This window comes from Rodentibacter caecimuris (assembly GCF_010587025.1).
GTDB classification, from domain to species: domain Bacteria; phylum Pseudomonadota; class Gammaproteobacteria; order Enterobacterales; family Pasteurellaceae; genus Rodentibacter; species Rodentibacter caecimuris.
The window spans coordinates 1,107,595-1,131,971 of sequence record NZ_CP040863.1; the positions used below are offsets into that span (position 1 = coordinate 1,107,595).

At 40.3% G+C, this 24,377-nt stretch carries 23 protein-coding genes and 1 pseudogene; 4 read left to right on the top strand and 20 right to left on the bottom strand.

Annotation, left to right across the window (positions count from 1 at the left end):
* Window positions 1-78 precede the first annotated feature (78 nt).
* From pyrG to FEE42_RS05680, 7 genes are all read right to left on the bottom strand, one after another.
* On the bottom strand, window positions 79-1,713 hold the full coding sequence (gene pyrG, locus FEE42_RS05650; RefSeq protein ID WP_059365806.1) for a glutamine hydrolyzing CTP synthase: 1,635 nt from the start codon (window positions 1,711-1,713) through the stop codon (window positions 79-81).
* Window positions 1,714-1,938: 225 nt separating this feature from the next.
* Complete coding sequence (gene fucP, locus FEE42_RS05655; RefSeq protein ID WP_164027895.1) at window positions 1,939-3,228, bottom strand: L-fucose:H+ symporter permease; 1,290 nt, start codon at window positions 3,226-3,228, stop codon at window positions 1,939-1,941.
* A 43-nt stretch (window positions 3,229-3,271) separates the two neighbouring features.
* Window positions 3,272-3,919 (bottom strand): L-fuculose-phosphate aldolase, encoded by a 648-nt coding sequence (fucA, locus tag FEE42_RS05660; RefSeq protein ID WP_059365808.1) that lies wholly within the window; start codon window positions 3,917-3,919, stop codon window positions 3,272-3,274.
* Between the two features lie 20 nt (window positions 3,920-3,939).
* On the bottom strand, window positions 3,940-4,374 hold the full coding sequence (gene fucU, locus FEE42_RS05665) for an L-fucose mutarotase (protein ID WP_059365809.1): 435 nt from the start codon (window positions 4,372-4,374) through the stop codon (window positions 3,940-3,942).
* An 11-nt stretch (window positions 4,375-4,385) separates the two neighbouring features.
* Entirely contained in the window at window positions 4,386-5,807 is a 1,422-nt protein-coding gene (gene fucK / locus FEE42_RS05670) for an L-fuculokinase (protein WP_059365810.1), read from the bottom strand.
* A gap of 122 nt (window positions 5,808-5,929) precedes the next feature.
* Window positions 5,930-7,699 (bottom strand): L-fucose isomerase, encoded by a 1,770-nt coding sequence (gene fucI / locus FEE42_RS05675; RefSeq protein WP_164027896.1) that lies wholly within the window; start codon window positions 7,697-7,699, stop codon window positions 5,930-5,932.
* 228 nt (window positions 7,700-7,927) lie between these two features.
* On the bottom strand, window positions 7,928-8,677 hold the full coding sequence (locus tag FEE42_RS05680) for a DeoR/GlpR family DNA-binding transcription regulator (protein WP_059368806.1): 750 nt from the start codon (window positions 8,675-8,677) through the stop codon (window positions 7,928-7,930).
* A gap of 121 nt (window positions 8,678-8,798) precedes the next feature.
* On the opposite strand from FEE42_RS05680, the gene glmU reads away from it, so the two are divergent.
* Window positions 8,799-10,169, top strand: coding sequence for a bifunctional UDP-N-acetylglucosamine diphosphorylase/glucosamine-1-phosphate N-acetyltransferase GlmU (gene glmU / locus FEE42_RS05685; protein WP_164027897.1), 1,371 nt, complete (start codon window positions 8,799-8,801; stop codon window positions 10,167-10,169).
* A 41-nt stretch (window positions 10,170-10,210) separates the two neighbouring features.
* Here glmU and FEE42_RS05690 read toward each other — a convergent pair whose 3' ends face one another.
* The 4 genes from FEE42_RS05690 to bcp form a co-directional block, all read right to left on the bottom strand.
* Entirely contained in the window at window positions 10,211-10,981 is a 771-nt protein-coding gene (locus FEE42_RS05690; RefSeq protein WP_059365813.1) for an energy transducer TonB, read from the bottom strand.
* 8 nt (window positions 10,982-10,989) lie between these two features.
* Window positions 10,990-11,394 (bottom strand): TonB system transport protein ExbD, encoded by a 405-nt coding sequence (gene exbD / locus FEE42_RS05695; RefSeq protein ID WP_164027898.1) that lies wholly within the window; start codon window positions 11,392-11,394, stop codon window positions 10,990-10,992.
* A gap of 2 nt (window positions 11,395-11,396) precedes the next feature.
* The gene (exbB, locus tag FEE42_RS05700) at window positions 11,397-11,849 is read right to left on the bottom strand and encodes a TonB-system energizer ExbB (protein ID WP_077581950.1); all 453 of its coding nucleotides are present in this window, start codon (window positions 11,847-11,849) and stop codon (window positions 11,397-11,399) included.
* Window positions 11,850-12,447: 598 nt separating this feature from the next.
* A complete protein-coding gene (gene bcp, locus FEE42_RS05705; protein WP_059365816.1) occupies window positions 12,448-12,921 on the bottom strand; it encodes a thioredoxin-dependent thiol peroxidase in 474 nt (157 codons plus the stop codon).
* Between the two features lie 106 nt (window positions 12,922-13,027).
* On the opposite strand from bcp, the gene dapA reads away from it, so the two are divergent.
* From dapA to FEE42_RS12840, 3 genes and pseudogenes are all read left to right on the top strand, one after another.
* Complete coding sequence (gene dapA, locus FEE42_RS05710; protein WP_059365817.1) at window positions 13,028-13,924, top strand: 4-hydroxy-tetrahydrodipicolinate synthase; 897 nt, start codon at window positions 13,028-13,030, stop codon at window positions 13,922-13,924.
* Window positions 13,925-14,018: 94 nt separating this feature from the next.
* Window positions 14,019-15,023: an outer membrane protein assembly factor BamC gene (bamC, locus tag FEE42_RS05715; protein ID WP_164027899.1), complete on the top strand. Its 1,005-nt coding sequence runs from the start codon at window positions 14,019-14,021 to the stop codon at window positions 15,021-15,023.
* A gap of 1,045 nt (window positions 15,024-16,068) precedes the next feature.
* Window positions 16,069-16,371: pseudogene (locus FEE42_RS12840) on the top strand (IS3 family transposase); the annotation flags it as partial.
* Between the two features lie 55 nt (window positions 16,372-16,426).
* Here FEE42_RS12840 and rpoH read toward each other — a convergent pair.
* The 9 genes from rpoH to coaBC form a co-directional block, all read right to left on the bottom strand.
* Window positions 16,427-17,272: an RNA polymerase sigma factor RpoH gene (gene rpoH / locus FEE42_RS05725; protein ID WP_077582247.1), complete on the bottom strand. Its 846-nt coding sequence runs from the start codon at window positions 17,270-17,272 to the stop codon at window positions 16,427-16,429.
* A gap of 117 nt (window positions 17,273-17,389) precedes the next feature.
* Window positions 17,390-17,707 carry a DUF2322 family protein gene (locus FEE42_RS05730; protein WP_135969021.1) on the bottom strand — a complete coding sequence of 106 codons (318 nt, stop codon included), beginning with the start codon at window positions 17,705-17,707 and terminating at the stop codon, window positions 17,390-17,392.
* Window positions 17,708-17,775: 68 nt separating this feature from the next.
* Window positions 17,776-18,801 carry a UDP-N-acetylmuramate dehydrogenase gene (murB, locus tag FEE42_RS05735; protein ID WP_164027900.1) on the bottom strand — a complete coding sequence of 342 codons (1,026 nt, stop codon included), beginning with the start codon at window positions 18,799-18,801 and terminating at the stop codon, window positions 17,776-17,778.
* A gap of 9 nt (window positions 18,802-18,810) precedes the next feature.
* The gene (gene narQ / locus FEE42_RS05740; RefSeq protein WP_164027901.1) at window positions 18,811-20,514 is read right to left on the bottom strand and encodes a nitrate/nitrite two-component system sensor histidine kinase NarQ; all 1,704 of its coding nucleotides are present in this window, start codon (window positions 20,512-20,514) and stop codon (window positions 18,811-18,813) included.
* Between the two features lie 547 nt (window positions 20,515-21,061).
* Window positions 21,062-21,733, bottom strand: a complete 672-nt coding sequence (crp, locus tag FEE42_RS05745) for a cAMP-activated global transcriptional regulator CRP (protein ID WP_059365823.1) — start codon at window positions 21,731-21,733, stop codon at window positions 21,062-21,064.
* 19 nt (window positions 21,734-21,752) lie between these two features.
* Window positions 21,753-21,971, bottom strand: coding sequence for a YheU family protein (locus FEE42_RS05750; RefSeq protein ID WP_164027902.1), 219 nt, complete (start codon window positions 21,969-21,971; stop codon window positions 21,753-21,755).
* Window positions 21,972-21,992: 21 nt separating this feature from the next.
* A complete protein-coding gene (gene slmA, locus FEE42_RS05755; RefSeq protein ID WP_059365825.1) occupies window positions 21,993-22,649 on the bottom strand; it encodes a nucleoid occlusion factor SlmA in 657 nt (218 codons plus the stop codon).
* 3 nt (window positions 22,650-22,652) lie between these two features.
* A complete protein-coding gene (gene dut / locus FEE42_RS05760) occupies window positions 22,653-23,108 on the bottom strand; it encodes a dUTP diphosphatase (protein WP_164027903.1) in 456 nt (151 codons plus the stop codon).
* A gap of 52 nt (window positions 23,109-23,160) precedes the next feature.
* Entirely contained in the window at window positions 23,161-24,360 is a 1,200-nt protein-coding gene (gene coaBC, locus FEE42_RS05765; protein WP_164027904.1) for a bifunctional phosphopantothenoylcysteine decarboxylase/phosphopantothenate--cysteine ligase CoaBC, read from the bottom strand.
* Between the last annotated feature and the right edge of the window lie 17 nt (window positions 24,361-24,377).

Below are 24,377 nucleotides of genomic sequence, written 5' to 3' on the forward strand. Positions count from 1 at the left end.
ACTTCCAATGCTTAATAAAACAAAAAAGTGCGGTTAAAATTCATCAAGATTTTTAACCGCACTTTTTATATTCAAAAATTAGGCTGATTTTTTATGATTTTCGTAGGCTGCTTTCACAAAACCGGCAAATAACGGATGACCATCACGTGGTGTGGAAGTAAATTCCGGATGGAATTGACAGGCAACAAACCAAGGGTGATTTGGCACTTCAATGATTTCCACTAATTTTTTATCTGCGGATAAACCCGTTACTTTTAATCCGGCTTTTTCAATTTGCGGAAGTAATACGTTATTCACTTCATAACGATGACGATGACGTTCTTCAATCGTTTCGGCTCCATATAATTCACGAACTCGGCTACCCTCTACCAAATGACATTGCTGCGCCCCTAAACGCATTGTTCCGCCAAGATCGGATTTGTCGGAACGCACTTCAGTATTGCCTTCGGCATCTTGCCATTCGGTGATTAATGCCACTACCGGCTGTTCGCAATCACGATCGAATTCTGAAGAATTTGCTTTGGTTAGCCCCGCTACATTACGTGCGTATTCAATCAGTGCAATTTGCATCCCTAAACAAATACCGAGGTAAGGAATGTTGTTCTCACGTGCGTATTGCGCCGTGCGAATTTTCCCCTCTACACCACGGTAACCAAATCCGCCCGGAACCAAAATCCCATCAATACCTTTCAGTATTTCTACGCCTTTAGTTTCCACATCTTGCGAATCAATGTATTTAATGTTCACCGATAAACGATTGGTCAAGCCCGCGTGTTTTAAGGCTTCATTCACCGATTTATAAGCATCCGGCAATTCCGTATATTTACCCACCATACCAATCGTCACTTCACCTACCGGATTAGCTTGTTTATAAAGTACTTGTTCCCATTCGGAAAGATCCGCTTCTGGACAATTTAAACGGAAACGATCACAGACAAAACTATCCAAACCTTGCGATTTCAATAACGCAGGAATTTGATAGATCGAATTCACATCTTTTAACGAAATTACCGCACGTTCCGGTACATTACAAAATAGCGCAATTTTCGCCCGTTCATTTGGCGGGATCATACGATCGGAGCGACAAATTAATACATCCGGCTGAATCCCGATAGACAATAATTCTTTCACCGAATGCTGGGTCGGTTTGGTTTTTACTTCACCGGCTGTCGGGATATAAGGAACAAGGGTTAAGTGCATAAACAACGTATGCTCGCGCCCCACTTGTACGGCAAGCTGGCGTAACGCCTCCAAAAATGGGAGGGATTCAATATCACCTACTGTTCCGCCCACTTCCACGATAACCACATCATAACCTTGCGCACCGGCAATTACGCGATCTTTAATTTCATTGGTAATATGCGGAATCACTTGAATGGTCGCACCGAGATAATCACCACGGCGTTCTTTACGCAACACTTCCGAATAAATTTTACCGGTAGTGAAATTATTGCGTTTTGTCATTTTCGTGCGGATAAAACGCTCATAATGACCTAAATCCAAATCGGTCTCCGCGCCGTCTTGTGTCACAAAGACTTCACCGTGCTGAGTAGGGCTCATCGTTCCCGGATCCACATTAATATAGGGATCAAGTTTCATAATCGTAACGTTTAAACCACGCGCTTCTAAAATTGCCGCCAATGATGCCGCCGCAATGCCTTTACCTAACGATGATACAACACCGCCGGTGACGAAAATATAATTTGTAGCCATAGGGAACCTAATTCTTTATTGGGATATAAATGATTATAGCTAATCATCTTGCTAGACATTTCACAAAAGTGCGGTCGGAAATTGAAGAAGATTAGCTATCAAAGACGGGACGATAGTTTACCCGATTTATTGATCCAACTCAACGGGGATACGGAAATTAAACGTCAGGATTATCAATAAACTGATAAAAAAATGACCGCACTTTAAGTGCGGTCAAATTTACGATTAGCTAAGAATTTTCCAAGATCTAAATCCGTAGATAGCAATGACGACAAAGCAGACAAGCGGTAGAATAAAGGAGAAGTTCACCGCTGGTAGCCCCATGACTTCACCTTGGTCAATAATCATACCTTGCAGTGGCGGCATCAATGCACCGCCTACAATCGCCATCACTAAGCCTGCGGCACCGATTGTCGATTCTTCTTTTAAACCATTAAGCGCAATACCATAAATAGTCGGGAACATCAGTGACATAAACCCGGAAGTTAAAATTAAGCAATACAATCCCCCGATACCATCAATAAAAATCACCCCGAGAATGCTAAAGAAACCACCGATAGCAAAGAGCATTAACATAAATTCGGCTTTGAGATATTTCATTAAACTGGTACTAATGAAACGGCTGGCAATAAAAATACCCATCGCAATAATATTGAAATTTTGCCCTTCCGCCTTAGTAAAGCCTAAACGTTCCGCATATTGAACAATAAATGTCCAACACATAATTTGCACACCGACATAAAAGACTTGCGCAATAACGCCCTCGCGATATTTTGCTTTTTGTATCAGGCGACTAACCACCTCTTTAAAGGTAATATGACAATCGCCCTCTTCAACTCTTACTTTCGGCATTTTATAGAGGCTTATAATCACGAGTACTGCTATCACCACAAAACCTAATACAATATAGGGGTCACGAATTTCAGCCAAATCATGTGTACGAATACTCATTTTTTCTGCTTCAGATAAAGTATGGAAAATCAAACTACCCGCAGCATCGCGTTTATCGGACTCAAGATTTGTTAGTACCAGTTGAGAAGCCACAAACATACCTGTAATTGAACCTAACGGGTTAAAAGATTGAGCTAAATTCAAGCGACGAGTCGCCGTTTGCGGATCGCCCATCGCAAGAATATAAGGGTTTGCCGTCGTTTCTAAGAAAGCCAGACCGAAAGTTAAAATATAAAGCGAGATCAAGAAAAAATTAAACACTTCATATTTTGCCGCCGGCCAAAATAAAAAAGCACCGATAGCATAGAGAATAAGCCATAACATAATTCCTGATTTGTAGCTATAACGACTGGCGAATATCGCGGCAGGAATCGCCATTGTGCCGTAACCGCCATAAAATGCAAATTGCACCAAAGCCGCTTCTGAAGCCGGAATTTCCATCACAGTTTGAAATACGGCGACCATTGGATTGGTAATATCATTTGCAAATCCCCATAACGCAAATAAGCTGGTAATTAAAATAAATGGGACAACAAATTTCTTTTCTAATACTTTGGCACTCATAATACCTTCCTTATATTAATTAGTAGAGAGGAGTAAAGAATTGCTATTCTTCAATGCGTAATCCATACGTATGGAATTTTCCTAATACCACCTGCATTTGCTCACGGCTCAAAAGCGGAATCTCCAACCCGGTGGCAAGTAATTTCAAATACCAAGAAGCCAATACCTCTACTTCTTGCGCCAGCCACAACGCTTTGTCAAGATTTTCAGCACAAGCAATTAAACCGTGGTGAGCCAACAAAATTGCCTTACTTTTTTTGATTCCATCCGCCACATAAGAGGCAAGTTCCTGCGTACCAAATGTTGCGTAGGGTACGCAAGGAATATGATCGGTTCCCCCTACCGCGACCATATAGTGAATAGCCGGAATCGGTTTTTGGAGAATAGATAAACCGGCGCAATGAAGAGAATGATTATGTACCACCGCATTGGCTTCGGCGCGTACTTGATAGACGGCTAAATGAAATTGCCATTCGCTGGAAGGCAACTTTCCGTCTTCGTATTTACCGTTACTATCGACATAAACGATGTTTTCCGGTGTGATTAAATGATACGGCATACCTGTGGGGGTAATCAGCATACCGTCTTTGTAGCGTACACTTACATTTCCTGCGGTACCTTGGTTTAGCCCTAATCGGGTCATTTCAAGGCAGGTGTCAATAATTTTTTGTGAAAGCGCTTTTCTATTCATTTTTAAGTACCTCTAAGTTGTTATAAAACAGGTGTAACCCCTTTTTTGATAATAATGTTGCCGTATTTTGCGGTTTCGCCACTCACGACAACGGCATAAGCATGTTTTGCACGCTGATAGAAATCAAAGCGATCGATACGGCTGAGATTCGGCACAAAATCGACCGCACATTGAATTGCCGCTAAATAGCGTTTTTCCACCTCGGGATCCAAGGTATCCCCTTGTACTACCTGCATCATGACAAGCGGCGCCGCCACATAAGCATCAAACTCAAATAACGGTGCGATTCCTTGTAATAAGGTGGCAACAGAAATCCCATCGGCACGCACTACATTGTGATGAAGCGAATGAGCGGGAAAATGCGCATCAGCAAGCACGAGTTCATCGCCATGCCCCATTTCGGTTAGAATTTTGAGTAATTCCGGGGAAATTGCCGGATGAATACCTTTTAACATGAGATTTGCTCCTATTGGTTTGCAAAATTAAACTGAGGATAAATACGTTTGCGCTTCGGTTGCATCGCTTTTTGTGCCGCTTCCGCGTTGTCATAAACACCAATACCGGCAAAAGTAAACATCGCTGCACCTAATACTGTTGTTTCTGCAACATCAACTACATCAATGGGCAAACCTAAAACGTCGGCACGAATTTGGTTCCATAATGAATTTTTTGATCCGCCGCCAACGCAGATCAAACTTTCCGCTTTAAAATGACTCACCTGTTGTAGCACCGCCAAGCCTTGCTTAAGCTGATTTGCCATGTAATAAAGTGCCGCACGATAAATTTCGCCACGAGAAGTAAACATAGAAAGTCCGGCAATATGCCCTTGTCCTAGTTGGCTAAAAACGCCCTGAAAATCAACCGCACTTTTCTCAGCCGCTATCGCTTCTGCAATCATCGTCGAATAATATTTGTCTGCGCCATATACATCTGCAAACAACAGTTTTCCAAGCCATTCCATAATGCCTGAGCCGACCCATTGCACCGCCGGGTTAAAGCAATTCGGTTGAACGTCAAATTCCGTTGTTAATCCTTGCGAAATAAAATCAAATTGCGGTTTTGCATATGGCGTACGAACCATTAAAATTTCCCACGTACCGGAACTCAGCACAGGTTGATTTAATGCTGCTCCGGAACCGAATACGGCAAACTGAGTATCATGTCCGCAAGCAATCACCGGAATGCAATTTAGCCCCCAACGGGCGGCAAGTGCGCTGGTGAGTTCTCCCACTTTTTCACCGGCATGACGCATTGGTGGAAAATGATTTGGGGTTAACCCAAGCAACTGCAAAATGCCTTCGTCCCAATCACCGCTAGCAAGATCCGTCATCATAGAGGTGCCCGCCATGCTGTGATCGGTTGTCCATTCGCCGGTTAAACGTTGGGTTATCATGGAAGAAATGAACATAAACTTATCCATTTTTTGGAAAATTTCCGGTTCATGTTCTTTCAACCAAAGCAATTTAAATAAGGTATTAAAACTGTATTGCCCGATACCATTGCGTTGATAGAGATCTTCAATATCAAGCAACCGTGGTAGGGCTTCCATCACCGGAAGTGTACGCGGGCATTTCCAAGAGATAATCGGATAAAGCTGTTGCCCCTCATGATCAAATGGCGCGCCATCCACACCAAATGTGGTAACGGAAATGCCAACAATATCGTTTAGATCAATATGTTGTTGTTTTAATTGATTAATCGTGTGATCAGCACAATCGGATAACTTTTGCCAAATTTCTTCAAAATCCCAAATATGATAATCAGCGAATTTGAGATCAGGTTGGGTATTGTTCGCAATATGATGGGATGCCAAAATTTCGCCTTTATCACTCATCGCAATAGTACGTAAATTGGTCGCACCGCAATCAAAAATCAGTACGATAGGCATAAGCCCTCCCTAAAATTGAGAAAAAAGTGCGGTTGAAAAAATAAATGAATTTTTGACCGCACTTCAATGTGGGTTCTGGATGGAATGGTGACACGCGTTGCAAAGCACGTGCCAATCATCACTTATTTATAAAGTGGCCCGAAGTTTTTACAGGCGCGATAATCCTGGCCTTCTTTATCTTGACCAAAACCATTCCAAGCACTTGGACGGAATATATTGCGTTCATCAACGTTATGCATACAAACCGGAATACGTAACATTGAGGCAAGGGTGATGAGATCTGAACCAATATTTCCATAAGTGGCGGCACAATGGTTCGCTCCCCAATTTGCCATGACGGAATACACATCGGTGAATGCGCCCTTGCCTGTTAAACGAGGAACAAACCACGTCGTCGGCCAAGTTTCATTCGTGCGTTTGTTGAGGATATCGTGTACTTGTTCTGGTAAATCGATTGACCAACCTTCGGCAATTTGCAATACCGGCCCTAATCCTTTGATCAGGTTAATACGATGCATTGTGAACGGCATACCGCCTTGAGTTAAAAATTGAGAAGATAAACCACCGCCACGGAAATATTCATGTACTGCCGGACACCAACGGGTATGCGCCAAACAACGTTTGCCGTCTTGTTCGGTTACTTGCCAAACCGGTTTAATGGCGGGTTTGCCACTTTCATCTCTGTGTTGCCCCGTACCGTCAAGCGCTGCGGAACCGGAGTTAATTAAATGAATAAAGCCGCTTTCCGGTTTCCAACCGGTCACACGCTCAACGGATTCAGGGCTCCAATAAGTACGCACATCAGCAAAAACTTGAGCCTGACCGGTCAATTGATGTCCGAACAGCATACACACCGCATTCAAACTGTCATTTTCAGTGGCGAGAATATAGGGTGGTCGAACGCCATTCCAATCATAAGTAGAATTCAACATCGCCTCCATAAAGTCACCGTTTGGTAAATGATCGGTCCAATGACGTTGACCTTGGAAACCGGCTGCAATGGCGTTATGACCTAATGCTTCTTCCGCATAATTTAATTTCGCTAATTTTGGATTGCCCACCATTAAATCTCGGGTAATGATGGTCATTTTCACCACATTTTCCCAAAGCTCGGCACGTTCTTCTGCACTGCGTTGATTTTCAAGGCTATTTACATCAACGCCCTCTTTGCAATATTGTTTTACCCAAGAAAGTGCGAGATCCACTTCTTCTTGATCATAAATTTTGCGATCTAAACGACGTTTGATTTCGGTCATATCAACGTATTCATTACGCATACCGAGGTATTCTTGGAAAAATTGTTGGTTCACAATGGAGCCGGCGATCCCCATAGAAACAGAACCGATGGACAAATAAGATTTACCGCGAATGGTTGCGACGGTGAGACCGGCACGGGCAAAACGTAAGAGTTTTTCTTTTACATCCTCCGGAATTTCTGTGTCATCCGCTTCTTGAACTTCTGTTCCATAAATTGAGAATGCCGGTAAACCTAATTGGGAATGACCTGCAAGTGCAGCGGCAAGATAAACCGCGCCCGGACGCTCAGTGCCGTTAAATCCCCAAATGGCTTTTGGCATATGTGGATCCATATCAATAGTTTCGGAACCGTAGCACCAGCAAGGGGTTACAGTAATGGTTAATCCCACGTTTTCACGTTTAAACTTATCCGCACAAGCTGCGGCTTCCGCAACGCCACCGATACAAGTATCGGCAATCACACAAGTGACAAAAGAACCGTCAGTATGGCGGATATGTGTTTGTAATAAGTCTGCAACAGATTTTGCCATACGCATGGTTTGATCTTCTAACGATTCACGTACGCCCATACGACGACCGTCAATGGTTGGACGAATACCGATTTTAATACGATTGGTTTGGGTAAAAGATGTCATAATAGAGTCTCTCCTATCATTTTTAACATTCATATTGAAATCTCGGATAAGCGGTTTATCTGCTTAACTTGAAATTATTTTTGAATAAAAAAATGAAAGAAAATAGGAGAAAAATGAAGTTGATTTCAAATTTGTGAAAGGGATCACAATAATTGGGTATTTTTTCGGGAAAATAATGCCCGATTATTGCTTATATTTTTAGAAAACGGTAAATTCGGTCATTATTTATTATAAAATGGTCAAAATATCGTTTTTTTCACAATATGCCTGAAGCGTTTCGGACAAATCGGAATCAGTAAAAAGAGTATTAATTTCACTCAATTCAGTTAATTGGATAAGGCTTTTTTTCTCAAATTTGGAATGATCCGCCAAAAGATAAGCATGCTCTGATGCTTCCATCATTTTACGCTTTACAGATGCATTTAACTCGTTGGACTCCCAAATGTTTCCTTGATTATCAATACCGGAACAAGAAAAAATAGAAAAGTTAATATGGAGGCGTTGTAATAAATATTCTGATAACGGCCCATAAAATGCTTCATATTTTGATGAATAAACTCCACCGGTCACAATGGTTTTGATGTTGGGCTTATTAACCAATGCGTTGATATTCAGCATAGAATTAGTTACCACAGTACAAGGGATATCCGGCATTAAATGTGCAAAATACCAACTTGTAGAACTTGCATCTAATCCAATCACCGCATTTTCATAAAGTAATTCAAGCGCATTTTTAGCAATATAGCGTTTTTCTGTTGCATTAATATATCGCCTAGTCTGAAAAAAAGAGCCCAGATCTGTCGTTTTATTACTTATCGCCCCACCATGGGTACGATAAAGCAATCCTTGTTTTTCAAGTCGATTAAGATCACGTCGGATAGTTTCAACAGATATGTCGCACTTTTCAGCCAGTTCAATCACACTCGCTTTTCCTTGCTGATTAATCCATTGCAAAATCATGTCATCCCTATTACGCATATTCACCCCAAATCGCTCAAAAATTGTCTCATTATAGAGTTTTTTAGAAAAAATAAACAACTTATCATCTTTTCCTTTCTACGCTAAAATATTTCGACTTTTTGATCACAAGAGAGAATTTATGGTAAACAAAACATTAAGTGCGGTCATTTTGGCGGCAGGAAAAGGTACGCGGATGTACTCGGATTTGCCAAAAGTATTGCATACGGTGGCAGGCAAGCCGATGGTGAAGCACGTGATTGATACGGCAAATTCCTTAGGGGCTGAAAACGTACATTTAATTTACGGACATGGCGGTGAATTAATGCGTGAACGCCTTGCCAATGAAAACGTCAATTGGGTATTGCAAACCGAACAACTTGGCACGGCACACGCAGTGCAACAGGCTGCACCGTTTTTTAAAGACGATGAAAATATTGTGGTGCTTTACGGCGATGCACCGCTCATTACCAAAGCAACTCTAGAAAAACTGATCGCAGCAAAACCGGAAAACGGCATTGCGTTATTGACCGTACAACTCGACAATCCGACCGGTTATGGGCGTATTATTCGTGAAAATGGTCGTGTCGTTGCCATTGTGGAACAAAAAGATGCGAATGCAGAACAATTAAAGGTTCAGGAAGTAAACACCGGTGTGATGGTATCCGATGGGGCAAGCCTCAAAAAATGGCTTGCACGTGTCGGCAACAATAATGCACAAGGCGAATATTATTTAACGGATTTAATTGCTCTCGCAAACCAAGACGGTTACCAAGTTGTTGCCGTTCAAGCAATGGATAGAATGGAAGTGAAAGGGGCGAATAATCGTTTACAGCTAGCCGCACTTGAACGTTACTATCAACATAAACAAGCTGAACGCTTATTGTTAGAAGGTGTGATGTTATTTGATCCGACTCGTTTCGATTTACGTGGTTCGCTAGAACACGGTAAAGATGTTGAAATTGATGTGAATGTGATTATTGAAGGCAAAGTGCGGTTAGGAAATCGGGTAAAAATTGGTGCCGGTTGTCTATTGAAAAATGTAGTGATCGGTGATGATGTGGAAGTAAAACCTTATTCCGTACTAGAAGATGCCAGCATTGGCGAAAAAGCGGCAATCGGTCCGTTCTCCCGTTTACGTCCCGGCACAGAACTTGCTGCCGAAACCCACATTGGTAACTTTGTAGAAATTAAAAAATCCGTCGTCGGTAAAGGTTCAAAAGTGAACCATTTAACCTATGTAGGAGACAGTGAAATCGGCGCACATTGTAATATTGGCGCAGGGGTTATCACCTGTAATTATGACGGAGCAAATAAATTTAAAACCATTATTGGTGATAATGTTTTCGTGGGTTCCGATACACAATTAGTAGCACCTGTTACGGTTGAAGACGGTGCAACAATTGGTGCGGGTTCAACCATCACGCGTAATGTCGCAAAAGATGAGTTAGTGATTACACGTGTGCCACAACGTCATATTCAGGGCTGGCAACGCCCTGTTAAGAAAAAATAAGAGCTGATGTCATAATAAAAAAGCAGAGTTAAACTCTGCTTTTATTGCAAACTAAAGCGAATCGGGACAGAAACTCTACTCTCAAATCCATTTGGTTTAGGTCCAACAGATCTTGCTCTTTTCACTGCTTTTAATGCGGCCTTATCCAAGCTTTCATCGCCGGAGGATTTCACCAAATTTTCTCCGCTTAATGAGCCGTCATGACCAACACTAAATGAAACATAAGCGATTCCCTGTTTACGCATCATTTTAGCCCGTGTCGGATATTCTTTTCGACGCTCTATTTCACGATAAAGTGCGGCCCGATACGCAGCAATTTCATTGGTATTTGAACCGCTCCCTACCATATTGGCATTGGTATTTACCGCCGTTCCAATTGTTGTCGCTTTTGAATTTACCACCGAAGCAGAATTGACATTACGCTCGCCTACCGGCAAATGTTGCGGTAATTTCTGTGGTTTTTCAGCTTGTTGAACCTGTTTTTTTGGTTTTTCTTTGGGCGGTTTTGGTTTTTCCTGTTTATTCTCAGGTTGTTTTTTCTTCTCAGGTTCCGGTTTTTTTGTCGGATCCGCGACTATCTCTTCTTTTAGCTCCGGCTCTGGCTCACTCTTTTGAGATGTCGGCTCCGATTCCGGCTCTTCAATGCGCATTCCCTGCAACATTTCCATTGAAATTGTCGTCGCCAACTCACCAATATGGTTATTTGCACTATCATCAGATTCCTGCCAATTCCACAACAATGCCCCAACCACAGAGCTATGAACGAGAAGAGAAATAAGCAAAGCTAGGGATAAACGTTTAGCTTGTTGCATAACCATTCCTATTTTCCGGCAGGTGTCATACGTTTTTTATCTTTCATTGATACCAATGCCACATTTTTGATCTCATTTTTGGCAAGTAAATCGGTAATAGTGACAAAATCCTGAAAACTCGCTTCCGCATCAATTTTTAATGTCACTTTTTGCCCCTTATCCCATTGGTTAATTTCCACCTCTAGTGCTTCTTGTGAGATAGGTTTATCGTTGAAGTAGAGCTCTCCTTTCGCCGTAACCGTGAGTAATTTAGCCAAATCATCAGATTTAAAAGCGACCGCCGTACTTGCCTTTGGCACATTGACTTGAATTTTTCCCTGAGAAATAAAAGAAGCGGTAATCAAAACAATGGCTAACAGCACCAACATAATGTCAATGAAAGGAATAATGTTGATTTCATCAAATTTTTTCACGATTATTCCTTATCTTTCTGTGAATTTAACACTTTCCATTTTAAGCGGTTTACTTCAATTTTACGGTTTAAACCGCTATAAAACACCATCGCCGGAATAGCCACCAAAATCCCAAGTGCGGTTGCTTTTAACGCTAAAGAAAGATGCAGCATAATTTTACCGGCATCCACATCGCCACCACCCTGACCAATTTGATAGAAAGTTAATAAAATACCGATAACCGTACCTAATAACCCTACATAGGGCGCATTCGCACCAACAGTTGAAATCGTGGTCATATTACGATTCAAATCAATATCCAGCGCATGGATATTAGAATATTTACCTACATTAATCCTGCTTAGAAAAATAAAGCGTTCAATAACCATCGCAAGCATAATCACGCTCATCACAAATAAAAGCCCGATAATAATGTAATCACTGTATTGTTGTAAAAATTCAAAAAGTTGAGGCATTTTTTATCCTTAAAACATAAAAGGCAATTGAGAATTAGTTTCAATTAGAAACTAATTCTAGCAAAAGGAAATGAGCTCGTAAATATTAATTGGGGAAAAACGCCGAAATTGCGTAGCCATTGTACAACGCTGAAATTATGATTCCTGAGCCTGTCGAAAGATGAGCAGTTTCAACGCTCTTGTAACACTGTAAAAGTGGATTGATATGACACTACGTAGGCTTTTACCCCTACGCAATTTTTTTCAAATTATCCGTAAAAATTAACCGCTTGATAGCAAAACGCCCTACTTTTTTCAAAATAGATACGGGAATGTATAGCAACGTCCGATATATTTCAGACTTGGCGAATTTCCAATTCATCGGGATTCACCCGGCGAATGGAATAACTCAAGGTGTAAGTGCGGTAAAATGAAGCCATTTTTCGAGAAGTTTCATTTGATTCCTATTGTTTAAATCTTAAAGTACAGTCAATTTTTTCGATTTAATCTGAGTGTAGGAACACACTATGTGCGCCCGCTATCAAATTTATCGATTAGGGCACACACAATTCGCACCTACATTTTGTTTTGTGAGTTTGCAACATCATACCGGTCAATTTTATAAAAAGAGGGATTGAAGATAATCTAAAACCACCTGATGATGGTCGCCGGTTTTAAATTTATCAAATACTTGCTGAATTTTGCCTTGTTCATCTATGAGAAAGCTTATTCGATGGATACCATCGTAAGTTCTTCCCATAAATTTCTTTTCGCCCCATACGCCAAATTGCTCGGCAACTTGATGGTTTTCATCCGAAAGTAAAGTGAAATTGAGTGCTTTTTTCTCAGCAAACTGCGCTAATTTTTTAGGGCTATCAGGGCTAATACCTAAAATGACTATACCCAATTTTTCTAATTCATTTTTTGCATCCCGTAATCCGCAAGCTTGTGTTGTGCAACCGGGTGTGAGTGCTTTGGGGTAAAAATAAACAAGCACTTTTTTACCTTTAAATTCCGCAAGGGAAACCGGTATTTCAGCCTGATTATGTAATGTAAACTGCGGCGCGGTATCACCCGCTTGTAATGTTTTCATAGAAAATTCCTTAAAATAAAAAAATGATTTGCAAATTTTAATCATTTTAGCGATCCTAGCAGGTGTTTTTCAAATATTAATCACGATAATCTGAAACGGAGGTTTTATGTCTACGCAAAATCCCTTATTTTTTGGCAGCATTGTTGCTTTAGTCACCCCTATGGATAATCACGGCGGAATTGATTTTGAAGCCCTAGAAAAATTAGTAGAGTTTCATATTGATGCAGGCACTAATGCTATCGTTTCAGTAGGCACGACCGGTGAATCCGCTACATTAAGTATTGAAGAAAATGTTAAGGTGATTGAGAAAACTGTAGAACTGGCAAAAGGACGTATTCCAATCATTGCAGGAACAGGCGCAAATGCAACCAGCGAAGCGATTGTGATGACAAAACTATTGCGTGATAGCGGTGTGGCCGGGTGTCTTTCCGTTGTGCCGTATTATAACAAGCCGACACAAGAAGGAATGTTCCAACACTTTAAAGCTATTGCGGAATGTACCGATTTACCTCAAATTCTTTACAATGTACCGGGGCGTACGGGAAGCGATATGAAACCTGAAACCGTTGCCCGTTTGGCACAGATTGAAAATATCGTTGGTATTAAAGAAGCAACCGGTGAAGTCCATCGTATAACAGAAATCAAAAAATTAGCAGGAGAAAATTTCATCGTATTAAGCGGTGATGATGCAACGGGATTAGAAGCGATGAAGCTAGGGGCTGAAGGTGTCATTTCCGTTACCAACAACCTGGCTGCAAAAGATATGGCGGAAATGTGTCGTTTAGTGCGTGTTGACGAACTTTCCAAAGCAGAAGAAATTAACCGGCGTTTAATGGCATTACATCGTGATTTGTTTGTGGAACCCAACCCAATTCCGGTGAAATGGGCGGCTTATCGTTTGGGATTAATAAAATCGCCTTCTCTTCGTTTACCATTAACAATTCTCAGTGAAAACGCACAACCAAGAGTTGAAGCAGCATTAAAAACAGCAGGTTTGATTTAATTAATCATAAGGGACTGACTGCCAGCCCCCAAACTTTCTGAATAACTAATTGTCGAAGTGCGGTCAGTTTTTCATTTATTTTTAAGGATTTATTATGAAGAAAATTTTCTTAGGATTAGCAACGGCAGCCTTACTATCCGCCTGTTCGACCGATCCTGAAAAATTACAAAGCGCAAATGATAGTTATCAAAAATCAAACTCTCCTATTCCAAATTTCGCACCTTTAGCAAGCGGTGGGGTTAATCTGCCACAACAGGCATCCACCTATGATTTACCCAATATTGCCATAAAAAAAGATACAACCGTTGATATTCGTCCTCCATCAGTCCCCTTGGCGATCATAAAAAATTCACTCACACAATTTGATGGTGAACGTGCTTTAATCGTTTATTCCAACGAGCAAGCCTCTCTCTACAACTTACAGCAAATTCAACGCTTACTAAAAGAAGAAGGGATTGATTCTACTATTGATGGTGCGGTTTTATTAACAGATTGGCACAGTACGGAACGGGCAGACGACAAATCCGACATGGAAATTCGTTATCAAGTGGAACAATTTACCACACATGACGCCAGTGCATTAGGTGTTTCGGTAGCGCAGATGCGTCGCAATAATATTCTTTTCACGCCAAGTGTAGCAGAAAAACAGCGCTACACCTCTGCTCGTTTAAATCGTTTTGTTTCAACATTAACCCATAATTACAATAAGCAACAGCAAGATCTCAATAATGTCTCAGTGGACGCATTTCAATCTGAGTTAATTACCGATACAAACGGGAGAACCGCATTGGGTATGAATGCCTCCTTTGGTCAAGCATGGGAAAAATTAGGTGCTGTCTTGCCAAAATTGGGATTTGCCATCAAATCGGAAACTGCCGGTCGCGGACAACGGGAATTGAAATATTCGCCGTTGGATAAAGAAGATTGGTTACGTTTAGGAGTCGATGAACCGGAGCTTGAAAAAGGCACTTATATGATGCAGATTTCTGCTATCGGAAAACAAAGTGCCGTTGTCATTAGCGATGAAGATGGCAACACAATAAACGACGAAGCGGCTAAAACGCTCTATACTGCTTTAAGCGTTCTACTGGCTAAATAGAAATAATCCTTCATAGATAGAAGATGACCTTGATTAACGCCTCATAGAGGCGTTTCTAAGTACCGACTCTTAGAACCCAAGTTTACATTTTTAAATTGTTAAAAGACTTAATTACTTATCTTCATCTCTTGATACTTCACATATCTTTGTATCATTTCTGCATTAACACCTGCGGTATACACAGTAACTCTCTTGTCCAAAACTATTCACCACATAATTAATTTGTCCTTAAATACGAGAACTTATTGAACAACCTTATCACTATCCTACTTTCTAAAGATCCCATTACCGCTGAAACTGACAGTTTCGAATGAAGTTTAGACTAACAAATAAACATAAGCCACTTAGACATTTAATTCTATTATTTCCATTTTCAGTTATCCATATAAAACTCCTAGCTGAACATAGGCTCTTTTATCTTTTAATATTCTAAAACAGAATTTCGGTATCCATATCAAATGCGATGATCTTTTAAACCGCCTCATACATTTTCCATACATTGATTATGGAAATACTTCCAAAAGGATATTCTCTGAGGCAATTTACCCAGATAAAACTTTTAAACCTATAACTATCCTCACAAATAGTTTTTTGAGTTAGCAAATAACAATCCGCACATAAAACTGCTCTACCCTCAAAAGTTGGAGTAAACAACCAACTGATTGAGATGCAGATTTTTTACGACTGAATACAGCCTGTCTTTCAAATAACAAGTGATTGAGTTTTATCTTCGAAATAGAAAAATCGTACTCACCCATCAATCTTTTCAGCTGGAAGAAATAACATTACAGTATTAGATTAACCAATATAATCATTAATGGTTGCAACGAATTAGCTGTACTTGGTACAAAACCTACCTGAATTTAAATTGTCCGTCATACAAGTGGTTAAAAATAGGTAATTTTCGACTACACAGGCAGTTACCGAGATTTATCATGAAAACAATAGAAACTATAGTTACCGACGAATCACGCTTGCATTGAAAAAACCGGACAATTAACCACAAACGGGTTCAGATCATCATGCAACGGTCAGACTTACCAGGTCGAAGCCAATATTGCATTCCGACCAAGGTTGGCAATATCAAATTGCCGGACTATTGAGCGATATTGGAGACAAATAGCATTGTGCAAAGTATGTCGAAAAAAGGAAATTGCTTGGATAACAGGATGATGGAAAGCTTTTCGGTCGGTTAAAAACGGAATGTTATTTGGGCTGGCGGTTTGATACTTTCGTCGAACTTGAAGAAACGATTCACCAGTCTATTCATTACTACAATAATGAGCGTATTCAAGTAAAGTTAAAAGGACTGAGCTCTGTATTCCACAGGACTCAGTCCTCAAATTAAATGAATCTAACTTTTTGGGCTGATCATTTAGCAGGTTTTCTTTCTTCAAAAGTCACTAAAAACTCACCGCATTTTTCAATTTTTTAAGAGCATTAGCCTCAAGTTGGCGGATACGTTCTGCAGACACATTATATTTTGCTGCTAAATCATGTAATGTCGCTTTATTCTCATCTAACCAACGAGCTTTAATAATATCCTGACTACGTTCATCAAGGCTTTGCAAGGCATTGCTTAACTGCTCAGTCGCTTGGCTTTCAAAATTTTCGTTCTCTAACTCCGCAGCGAAGTTAGAACTTTTATCTTCCAAATAAAGCGATGGTGAATAAGTTTCGCTTTCACTGTCATCGGTTGGTAAGTCAAAGCCAACGTCGGCACCGGTCATACGTGATTCCATTTCGATCACATCTTCTTTTGATACGCCTAACTCGTTTGCCACGATGTCTAATTCATTTTCATTGAACCAACCTAAGCGCTGTTTCGTTTTGCGTAGATTGAAAAATAATTTGCGCTGTGCTTTTGTAGTCGCCACTTTCACAATACGCCAGTTGCGTAATACATATTCATGGATTTCAGCCTTAATCCAATGAACGGCAAAGGAAACTAAACGCACCCCGACCTCCGGATTAAAACGTTTTACGGCTTTCATTAAACCGATATTGCCTTCTTGAATAAGATCTGCCTGTGGTAAACCATAACCGGAATAGCCACGCGCAACGTGAATAACAAAACGAAGATGTGACAACACTAACTTCTTAGCTGCGTCAATATCACCGTTATAATATAAACGTTCCGCTAATTCTTTTTCTTCCTCTGCGGTCAACATTGGATATTCATTTGCCGCACGAATATAGCCTTCAATGCTACCTTGAGGAACTAACATCATTTGTGTCTCTTTATCCATCTTTTTCCTTCTGTTTGGACTTTGCCAATTAGTGATTTTCCTTATAGCACAATAAAAGGGTTTATTGAACTAATTTGCTTTCTAAGACAGGTTTTACCTATTAAAAGTTCAATATACTCAGTTATTTTTTAGCACTTCAAGTTCTAAAACCAAACCTTCATTAAGTACCTTAAAAAGCAAATCAATATTGGGGTGTTTACCCGGATTTTTCTTCGCATCTTCCACATATTCCGCAAACCAATCTATGCCCTGTTGCGCCGAAGTGCGGTCTAATTTTCCATTAAATTTTTCTGCAAGAGCGTTATAAAGGCGCAACGACCCTAGTTTTCCTGCTATGGCGGGAATATTATGGATGATCTCACCATCTTGTTTTACATTTAATCCGGTTAGATGATCAATTACTGGAAATGTATCCAAAATCTCTTTAAAGTTCATTCTATTTTCCTTTATTGCCAGGAATCTTCAAATACGACGACAGATTCTACCACTTATACACGAAAAAATTAAGCAATCACCTTTTCACTATCGATCTCTCCCTCTGCACCGATAAAACGAACTTCCGGTTGGAGATAGACGGCAAATTTTTCAGCTACCGACTGACGAATATAACGAGCAAGATCTACGACATCTTGTCCCATAGCATTACTTTCATTAATCAGCACTAACGCTTGTTTTTTATGCACTGAGGCACCACCAATTTTAAAGCCTTTAAGATTACATTGATCAATTAGCCAACCTGCCGCGAGCTTTACACGTCCATCAGGCTGTGGAAAGTGCGGTAGATTTTCGTTAAGTTTTTTCAGTTCAGCAAACTGTTCGACACTAACCACCGGGTTCTTGAAAAAACTCCCCGCATTGCCAAACTCGTCAGGATTCGGTAATTTACTTTGACGAATATGGCAAACTTCATCAAATATTTCCTTCGCGGTTACCTTTTCCCTATCAAAGTTCACAAGCGTACCGTATTCCAATACGGGTTGCCAATTTTTTGACAGTTTTAATCCTATCGCGGTAATCACGTGATCATTCCGATAACGGTGCTTAAAAATACTTTCCCGATAACCCAAATCACATTCTTCCGTACTTAATCGAAATTGTTTGTCCGTTGCCAAATCAAGTACATCAACATAATGGCAAACATCTTTAAATTCCACACCGTAAGCGCCAATATTTTGAATCGGTGCCGACCCAGCACAGCCCGGAATCAGTGCAAGATTTTCTAGCCCTCCAATGTCCTGTTCAAGACTGTATCTCACCAAATTATGCCAATTTTCCCCAGCATTAACATGGAGATAGTGAAAATGCTCATCTTGTTCATGAGTAATCCCCAACAATCGATTGATAATAACGATCCCATTAAAATCTTCGACAAAAAGCATGTTACTCCCTTGCCCAAGAAAAAGCACGGGAAGATTCTGAGCCTTTGCTCCGATCCAAGCCCTTTTCAACTGTTCAAGATTTTTTACTTCAATAATCTCATTTGCATTGGCTGAGATATGAAAAGTGTGAAAGGGTTGTAAACTTTTCATTGTATTTCCTTAAAATAATTTTTGCGGCAACGTAATTTTAACTTGTGTCCCGCCCTGTTCACGGCGACTAATGGTTAATTCTGCACCAAGCTGACCACAACGTTCCGCCATAATATTTAATCCGTAATGACCTTCCGGTTCATCTAAACTTGGAATACCAACACCATCATCCTGAATAAGGATTTCGTACTCCCCCTCCGTATTGATATGCGCGGTAATTTCAATTGTTGTTCCTTGAGAATGCTTAATCGCATTTAAAGTAGCTTCACGTACAACTTGCAGCAAATGGACGAGTTGCTGAGGATTTAAGCTTTGTGACGGGAGTTGGCTATTTACCCTCATTCGCATATTGGTTTGCGGACGCAAAGAATCAACAACTTGTTCCAATGCCTGTTGTAAATTAGCCTCTTGTACGGTTAGACGAAAGGTAGCCAACAACTCACGCAACTGCACATAACCGCTAGAAAGGGCTTGTTCAAAGCTATCAATAATGGCAAAACTTTTCTGTTGTGCCGCCTCATCATTCTTCTTCAAATTATATTTCAACAAGGCAAGTTGGATCTGTAAAAAAGATAATACTTGAGCCAATGAATCATGTAACTCTCGTGCAATAATTGATCGTTCTTCCATTAATAAAAGTTGTTCTTGCTGACGTTGATTTTTGTGGAAATATAAGGCTCGAGCTAACATTTGCACCAAATTTTGCATCATTCGAGGATCAGGGCAAGGTAGTCCTGCTTGCCATGAAAGTACACCCAGGGTCTCACTTTCCACTTTCAATTCTTGTGTTTCCAAACTCTGAGACGTGTTTTTCTGTCCTAATGCAATATCCCAATGTTCCGCCCCCAAAATATCCAGTTCAATATAGCTCAAATGTTCACTAACAAAAATCTGCTGCAATACTTGGCTAAGAATTTTATCATTAATGGCATTCACAGTAAGTAACTGTGAGCTTTGGTAGAGGGTCGATAAAGAGCGGTTGGTTTGACGTAATTTTTGCGTTTTTTCATTCACTGCATCTTCAAGACGTGAATACAATTTACCCAATTCTGTTGACATTTGCGTGAACACGCGCGCTAACGTACCAAGCTCATTATCATTTTTCGTATCAAGCGGAATATGGTTAAACTGGCGCATTTGTACTTGTATACTGGCTCGTGTGAGCAATTTTAACGGTTTCACTACTTCACGTTGCGTAAACCAAATGACATAAGACACCATCCCCACAATGAGTAACATCGAAAAACACAGTACGGATAACGCAAAAAGCCATTTTTGCTCACTAAAACGCTGCAATTCAAACACAAAATAGTCCACTTCACTAACATAATCCATGAGATTTTGACTGTATTGTTGAATATCATTTTGTCGGGCAAAATTTTCCATTACCGCCCAACGTTGAAGAATGGTTTGGTACGATTGTTTCACTGCATCGGGAGCAAATAATTGATGCTGAATATTCACCAAACTTGGGGCATAGAGGCTTTTTTCATAAAAATCTAGATTTTTTTCAACGGTATCCGGCCGCTTTTCCATCAAGTACAACAAACGATAACTTTGCATACGCAATGAACCGGAAACGTTAATCGCTTCAGCATCGGATTCATTACTCGCCATAATCGCTAAACTCAGAGAACTGATAACCCCGGCTGCAATAATGATAAGAGAAAGATATTTTGCAATACGTAAAGAAACTGAACGAGTGAACTGCACTGGAATGCCTTTATAGAAAAATTCGTGTCAGTCTAACATAAAAATACCCTGGTTTTTAAGTGAAAATCCACTTTAACAGAAGGGAGTTTTTAGTTAGCTAAAAAATAATGACTTTACATACTGTTCAAACCATTGAGCAATATTTTTATAAAAAACTAAAGATAAAAACTACCCTCAGGATTATTTATGATACGTTAATTTGGGAGAATAAAATTTGGAAAGTTTATTAGACTATTTCTAGGGTGGTGAACTAAGCAGAATTGGTCTTAACAGCAAGTGGCTTACTGTACGCATCCTTGCGGAATTTCTACCTAGCTCACCATGGAGGTGTTCTAGTCTGCGCGACATAAAACAATAAAAAAGGTTTTTCAACCTTTTAAGCCACTTTTCAGGAGACCAATCCTGTATTCCTACACATTTGTAAGAATGTGCGTATAATAGAATCCTTTTCCCCTATTGTCAATTTAATGTATATCTATTTGAATATTAAATATGCAAAAAACTTTTCCGACATTATAAAAAAACCACTTTTCAGTGGTCTTACCTGTTATCTTACGCCATAAACAACAATCGTTTTACCATGGGCATAAATCAAATTTTGATCCTCTAGCATTTTGATAATGCGTCCTACTGTTTCACGAGAACAACCGACCATTTGCCCAATTTCTTGGCGGGTAATTTTAATTTGCATACCATCCGGATGAGTCATTGCCTCAGGTTGTTTGGCAAGGTTAATCAGCGTTTGAGCAATACGTCCGGCAACATCTAAAAATGCCAAATTACTTACTTGGCGAGAAGTATTCTGCACCCGACGTGCTAATTGTGCAGTTAAAAACATTAAAATCTCAGGATTAATTTGGATCAATTGACGATATTTTTTATAAGAAACTTCAGCAATCTCGCAAGGTGTTTTGGTTTTTACCCAAGCCGAGCGCTTTGATCCTTCATCAAACAAACCCGCTTCACCAAAAAATTCCCCCGCGCCGAGATAAGTTAAAATCATCTCTTTGCCTTCATCATCTTTTGCTGAAACCATCACAGTACCTTTAATTACATAATAAAGCGTGGTTGCATCTTCCCCGGCATAAATCAAAGTTGATTTCGCTGGGTATTTATGTAAATGGCAATGTGTCAAAAACCAATCTAAAGCCGGATCTCTTGCTGGGTGCTCAGCATGTAATTGTTCCACCTCAATGTCAGCATCAATGTAATTTGACATATTGACTCCTTAGCAGTTTCTACTTCAAAAACTCCATTTTATCTTTTATATCAATGGATTCGTGTAATTCTGACCAAATAATGACCGCACTTCCATTACGGATTTTTTCTAATAATTGTTCTTTTTTACGTGAAAATGGAATTTCTTCCGCTCCGTAATCGGTACCCTCGCGTAATATGACACTTTCAACAATATTATCAAAGGTTTCGGATTCCAAACTCTGCCATGGAATAATCATACATTTCCTTAATAAAGTCAATTAGGCAAATAAAGGTTCAATAAAGCGCCATTGTTGTTCAAAAGATTGGCTTGATGTTACGCGGAAATTCGTTCGAACATAACGCATAAATTGTCCCTCGCATAAGGTTACTAAATGTGCGGCAATAATACGAATATCCACTGCAAATCCCTTTCCTTCCCGTAATTTACGCATTTGTAGAATATTCACAAATTGCATTTCAAGGCGATCAAAAAACATTGCTACGCGTGCCTGTAATTCCGCCCCTTCAAACATTAACGCATGCCCCGTTAAAATGCGTGTGAAACCGGGATTTTTACGGGCAAAATCCAAAATCATTTGTAAAATATCATGGACACGATTCAGCGTATTGGTTTCATTACGTATAGAAGCATTGATTCGGCTCAATAAATTACTTTCAATATTTTCAATCAACGCTTCAAATATTTTTGTTTTACTCGGGAAATAACGATAGAGTGCAGCCTCCGACACACCAACTTCCTGTGCCAGACGGGCAGTAGTCATACGCTCCATTCCCCGTTCAGAATGTAGCATATGGGTTAATACCGTTAATACTTGCTGACGACGCTCTTTCACGGTACGTTTTTCAATTTTCGGTATTTTTACTTCCGGTGCAATTTCATCTACACCGGATAAAGATAACTGTTCTTCTATCATAGGTTACTGTTTGCCTGAATGTCCAAAACCGCCTTCACCACGCTCGGTTTGTTGAAAATCCTGAACAAGATTGAATTCTGCCTGTACCACGGGAACAAATACTAACTGCGCAATCCGATCACCCACTTCAATTTTAAAAGGTTCAGAACCTCGATTCCACACGGAAACCATCAATGGACCTTGATAGTCCGAATCAATCAACCCCACTAAATTTCCTAACACGATTCCGTGTTTATGCCCTAAACCGGAACGCGGTAAAATAATCGCTGCTAGATTGGGATCGGCGATATAGACGGATAAACCTGTCGGAATCAATTTTGTTTCATTCGGTTTAATTTCAAAACTTTCATCAATTAGAGCCCGCAAATCCAGACCGGCAGAGCCTGCTGTGGCATAAGTAGGTAAAGGAAATTCTTTTCCAATACGTTGATCTAAAATTTTCACATCAATTTTTTTCATTTTATACTCCGTTTGAAATTCTATTTCTTGCATAAAGTGCGGTCAAAAATTACTATGTTTTTTGATATTGTTTAACGATCTCATCAACTAAATCAGCTGCAAGTTCAGTTTTCGATTTAAAAGAAAGGGTTGCCCCGCCTGCTTTCCAGAAAAGCTGTAAAGCATTGTCATCAGCATTAAACACTTGCCCGCCAGATACATCATTCGCACAAATCATATCTAAATTTTTACGTTTTAGTTTCGCCTTTGCATAATCAGCAAGATTTTGCGTTTCTGCTGCAAATCCCACTGTAAAAGGACGATTTCTCGTTAAATGCCCTACATCTGCAATAATATCCGGATTTTTAACTAATTTAAGCAACATTTCCTCAGCAGATTTTTTAATTTTCTGTTCGGCAATATCCGCAACACGATAATCGGCCACCGCTGCACAGCCAATAAAAATCTGATTTTTAACGGCATTTTCAAGGGAAACTTGCCACATTTCTTTTGCCGATACGACATCAATACGTGTCACATTATTCGGTGTCGGTAAATTTACAGGGCCGCTAATTAATGTGACATTCGCCCCACGTTTTGCAAAACTGTCTGCAATAGCAAAGCCCATTTTTCCAGAGCTATGATTGGAAATATAACGGACAGGATCAATGGCTTCTCGAGTCGGGCCTGCAGTGATCGCCACATTTAATCCTTGTAAGTCTTGGCGTTGTGTGAAAAAAACCGAAAGTGCCGTAAATATTTCCATCGGCTCCGACATCCGCCCTGCTCCCATATCACCACAAGCCTGAAAACCACTATTTGGACCTATCATCTGTATGCCTCTCGCTTGAAGTGCGGTCAAATTTTGTCGGGTAATTTGTTGACGGAACATTTGTTGATTCATTGCCGGAGCAAGAAAAATCGGTGCATCGGTTGCTAAACAAATTGTAGAAAGCAAATCATTTGCCATCCCCACCGCAAAACGAGCAATAAAATCCGCACTAGCCGGCGCAATTATCACCGCATCAGCCCATTTTGCAAGCTCAATATGTCCCATAGCGAGTTCCGCCTGCGGGTCAAGTAAAGATTGTGCGACCGCATTACCGGAAATGGCTTGTAAAGTCAGGGGGGTAACAAATTCTGCGGCAGCGGGGGTCAATACCACACGGACTTCAGCCTCAGCTTTACGCAATAAGCGAATAAACTCAATGGTTTTATAGGCTGCAATTCCTCCTGTTATTCCCACAACAATACATTTTCCACTTAGCTTCATTTCCTCTCCGTTTAATT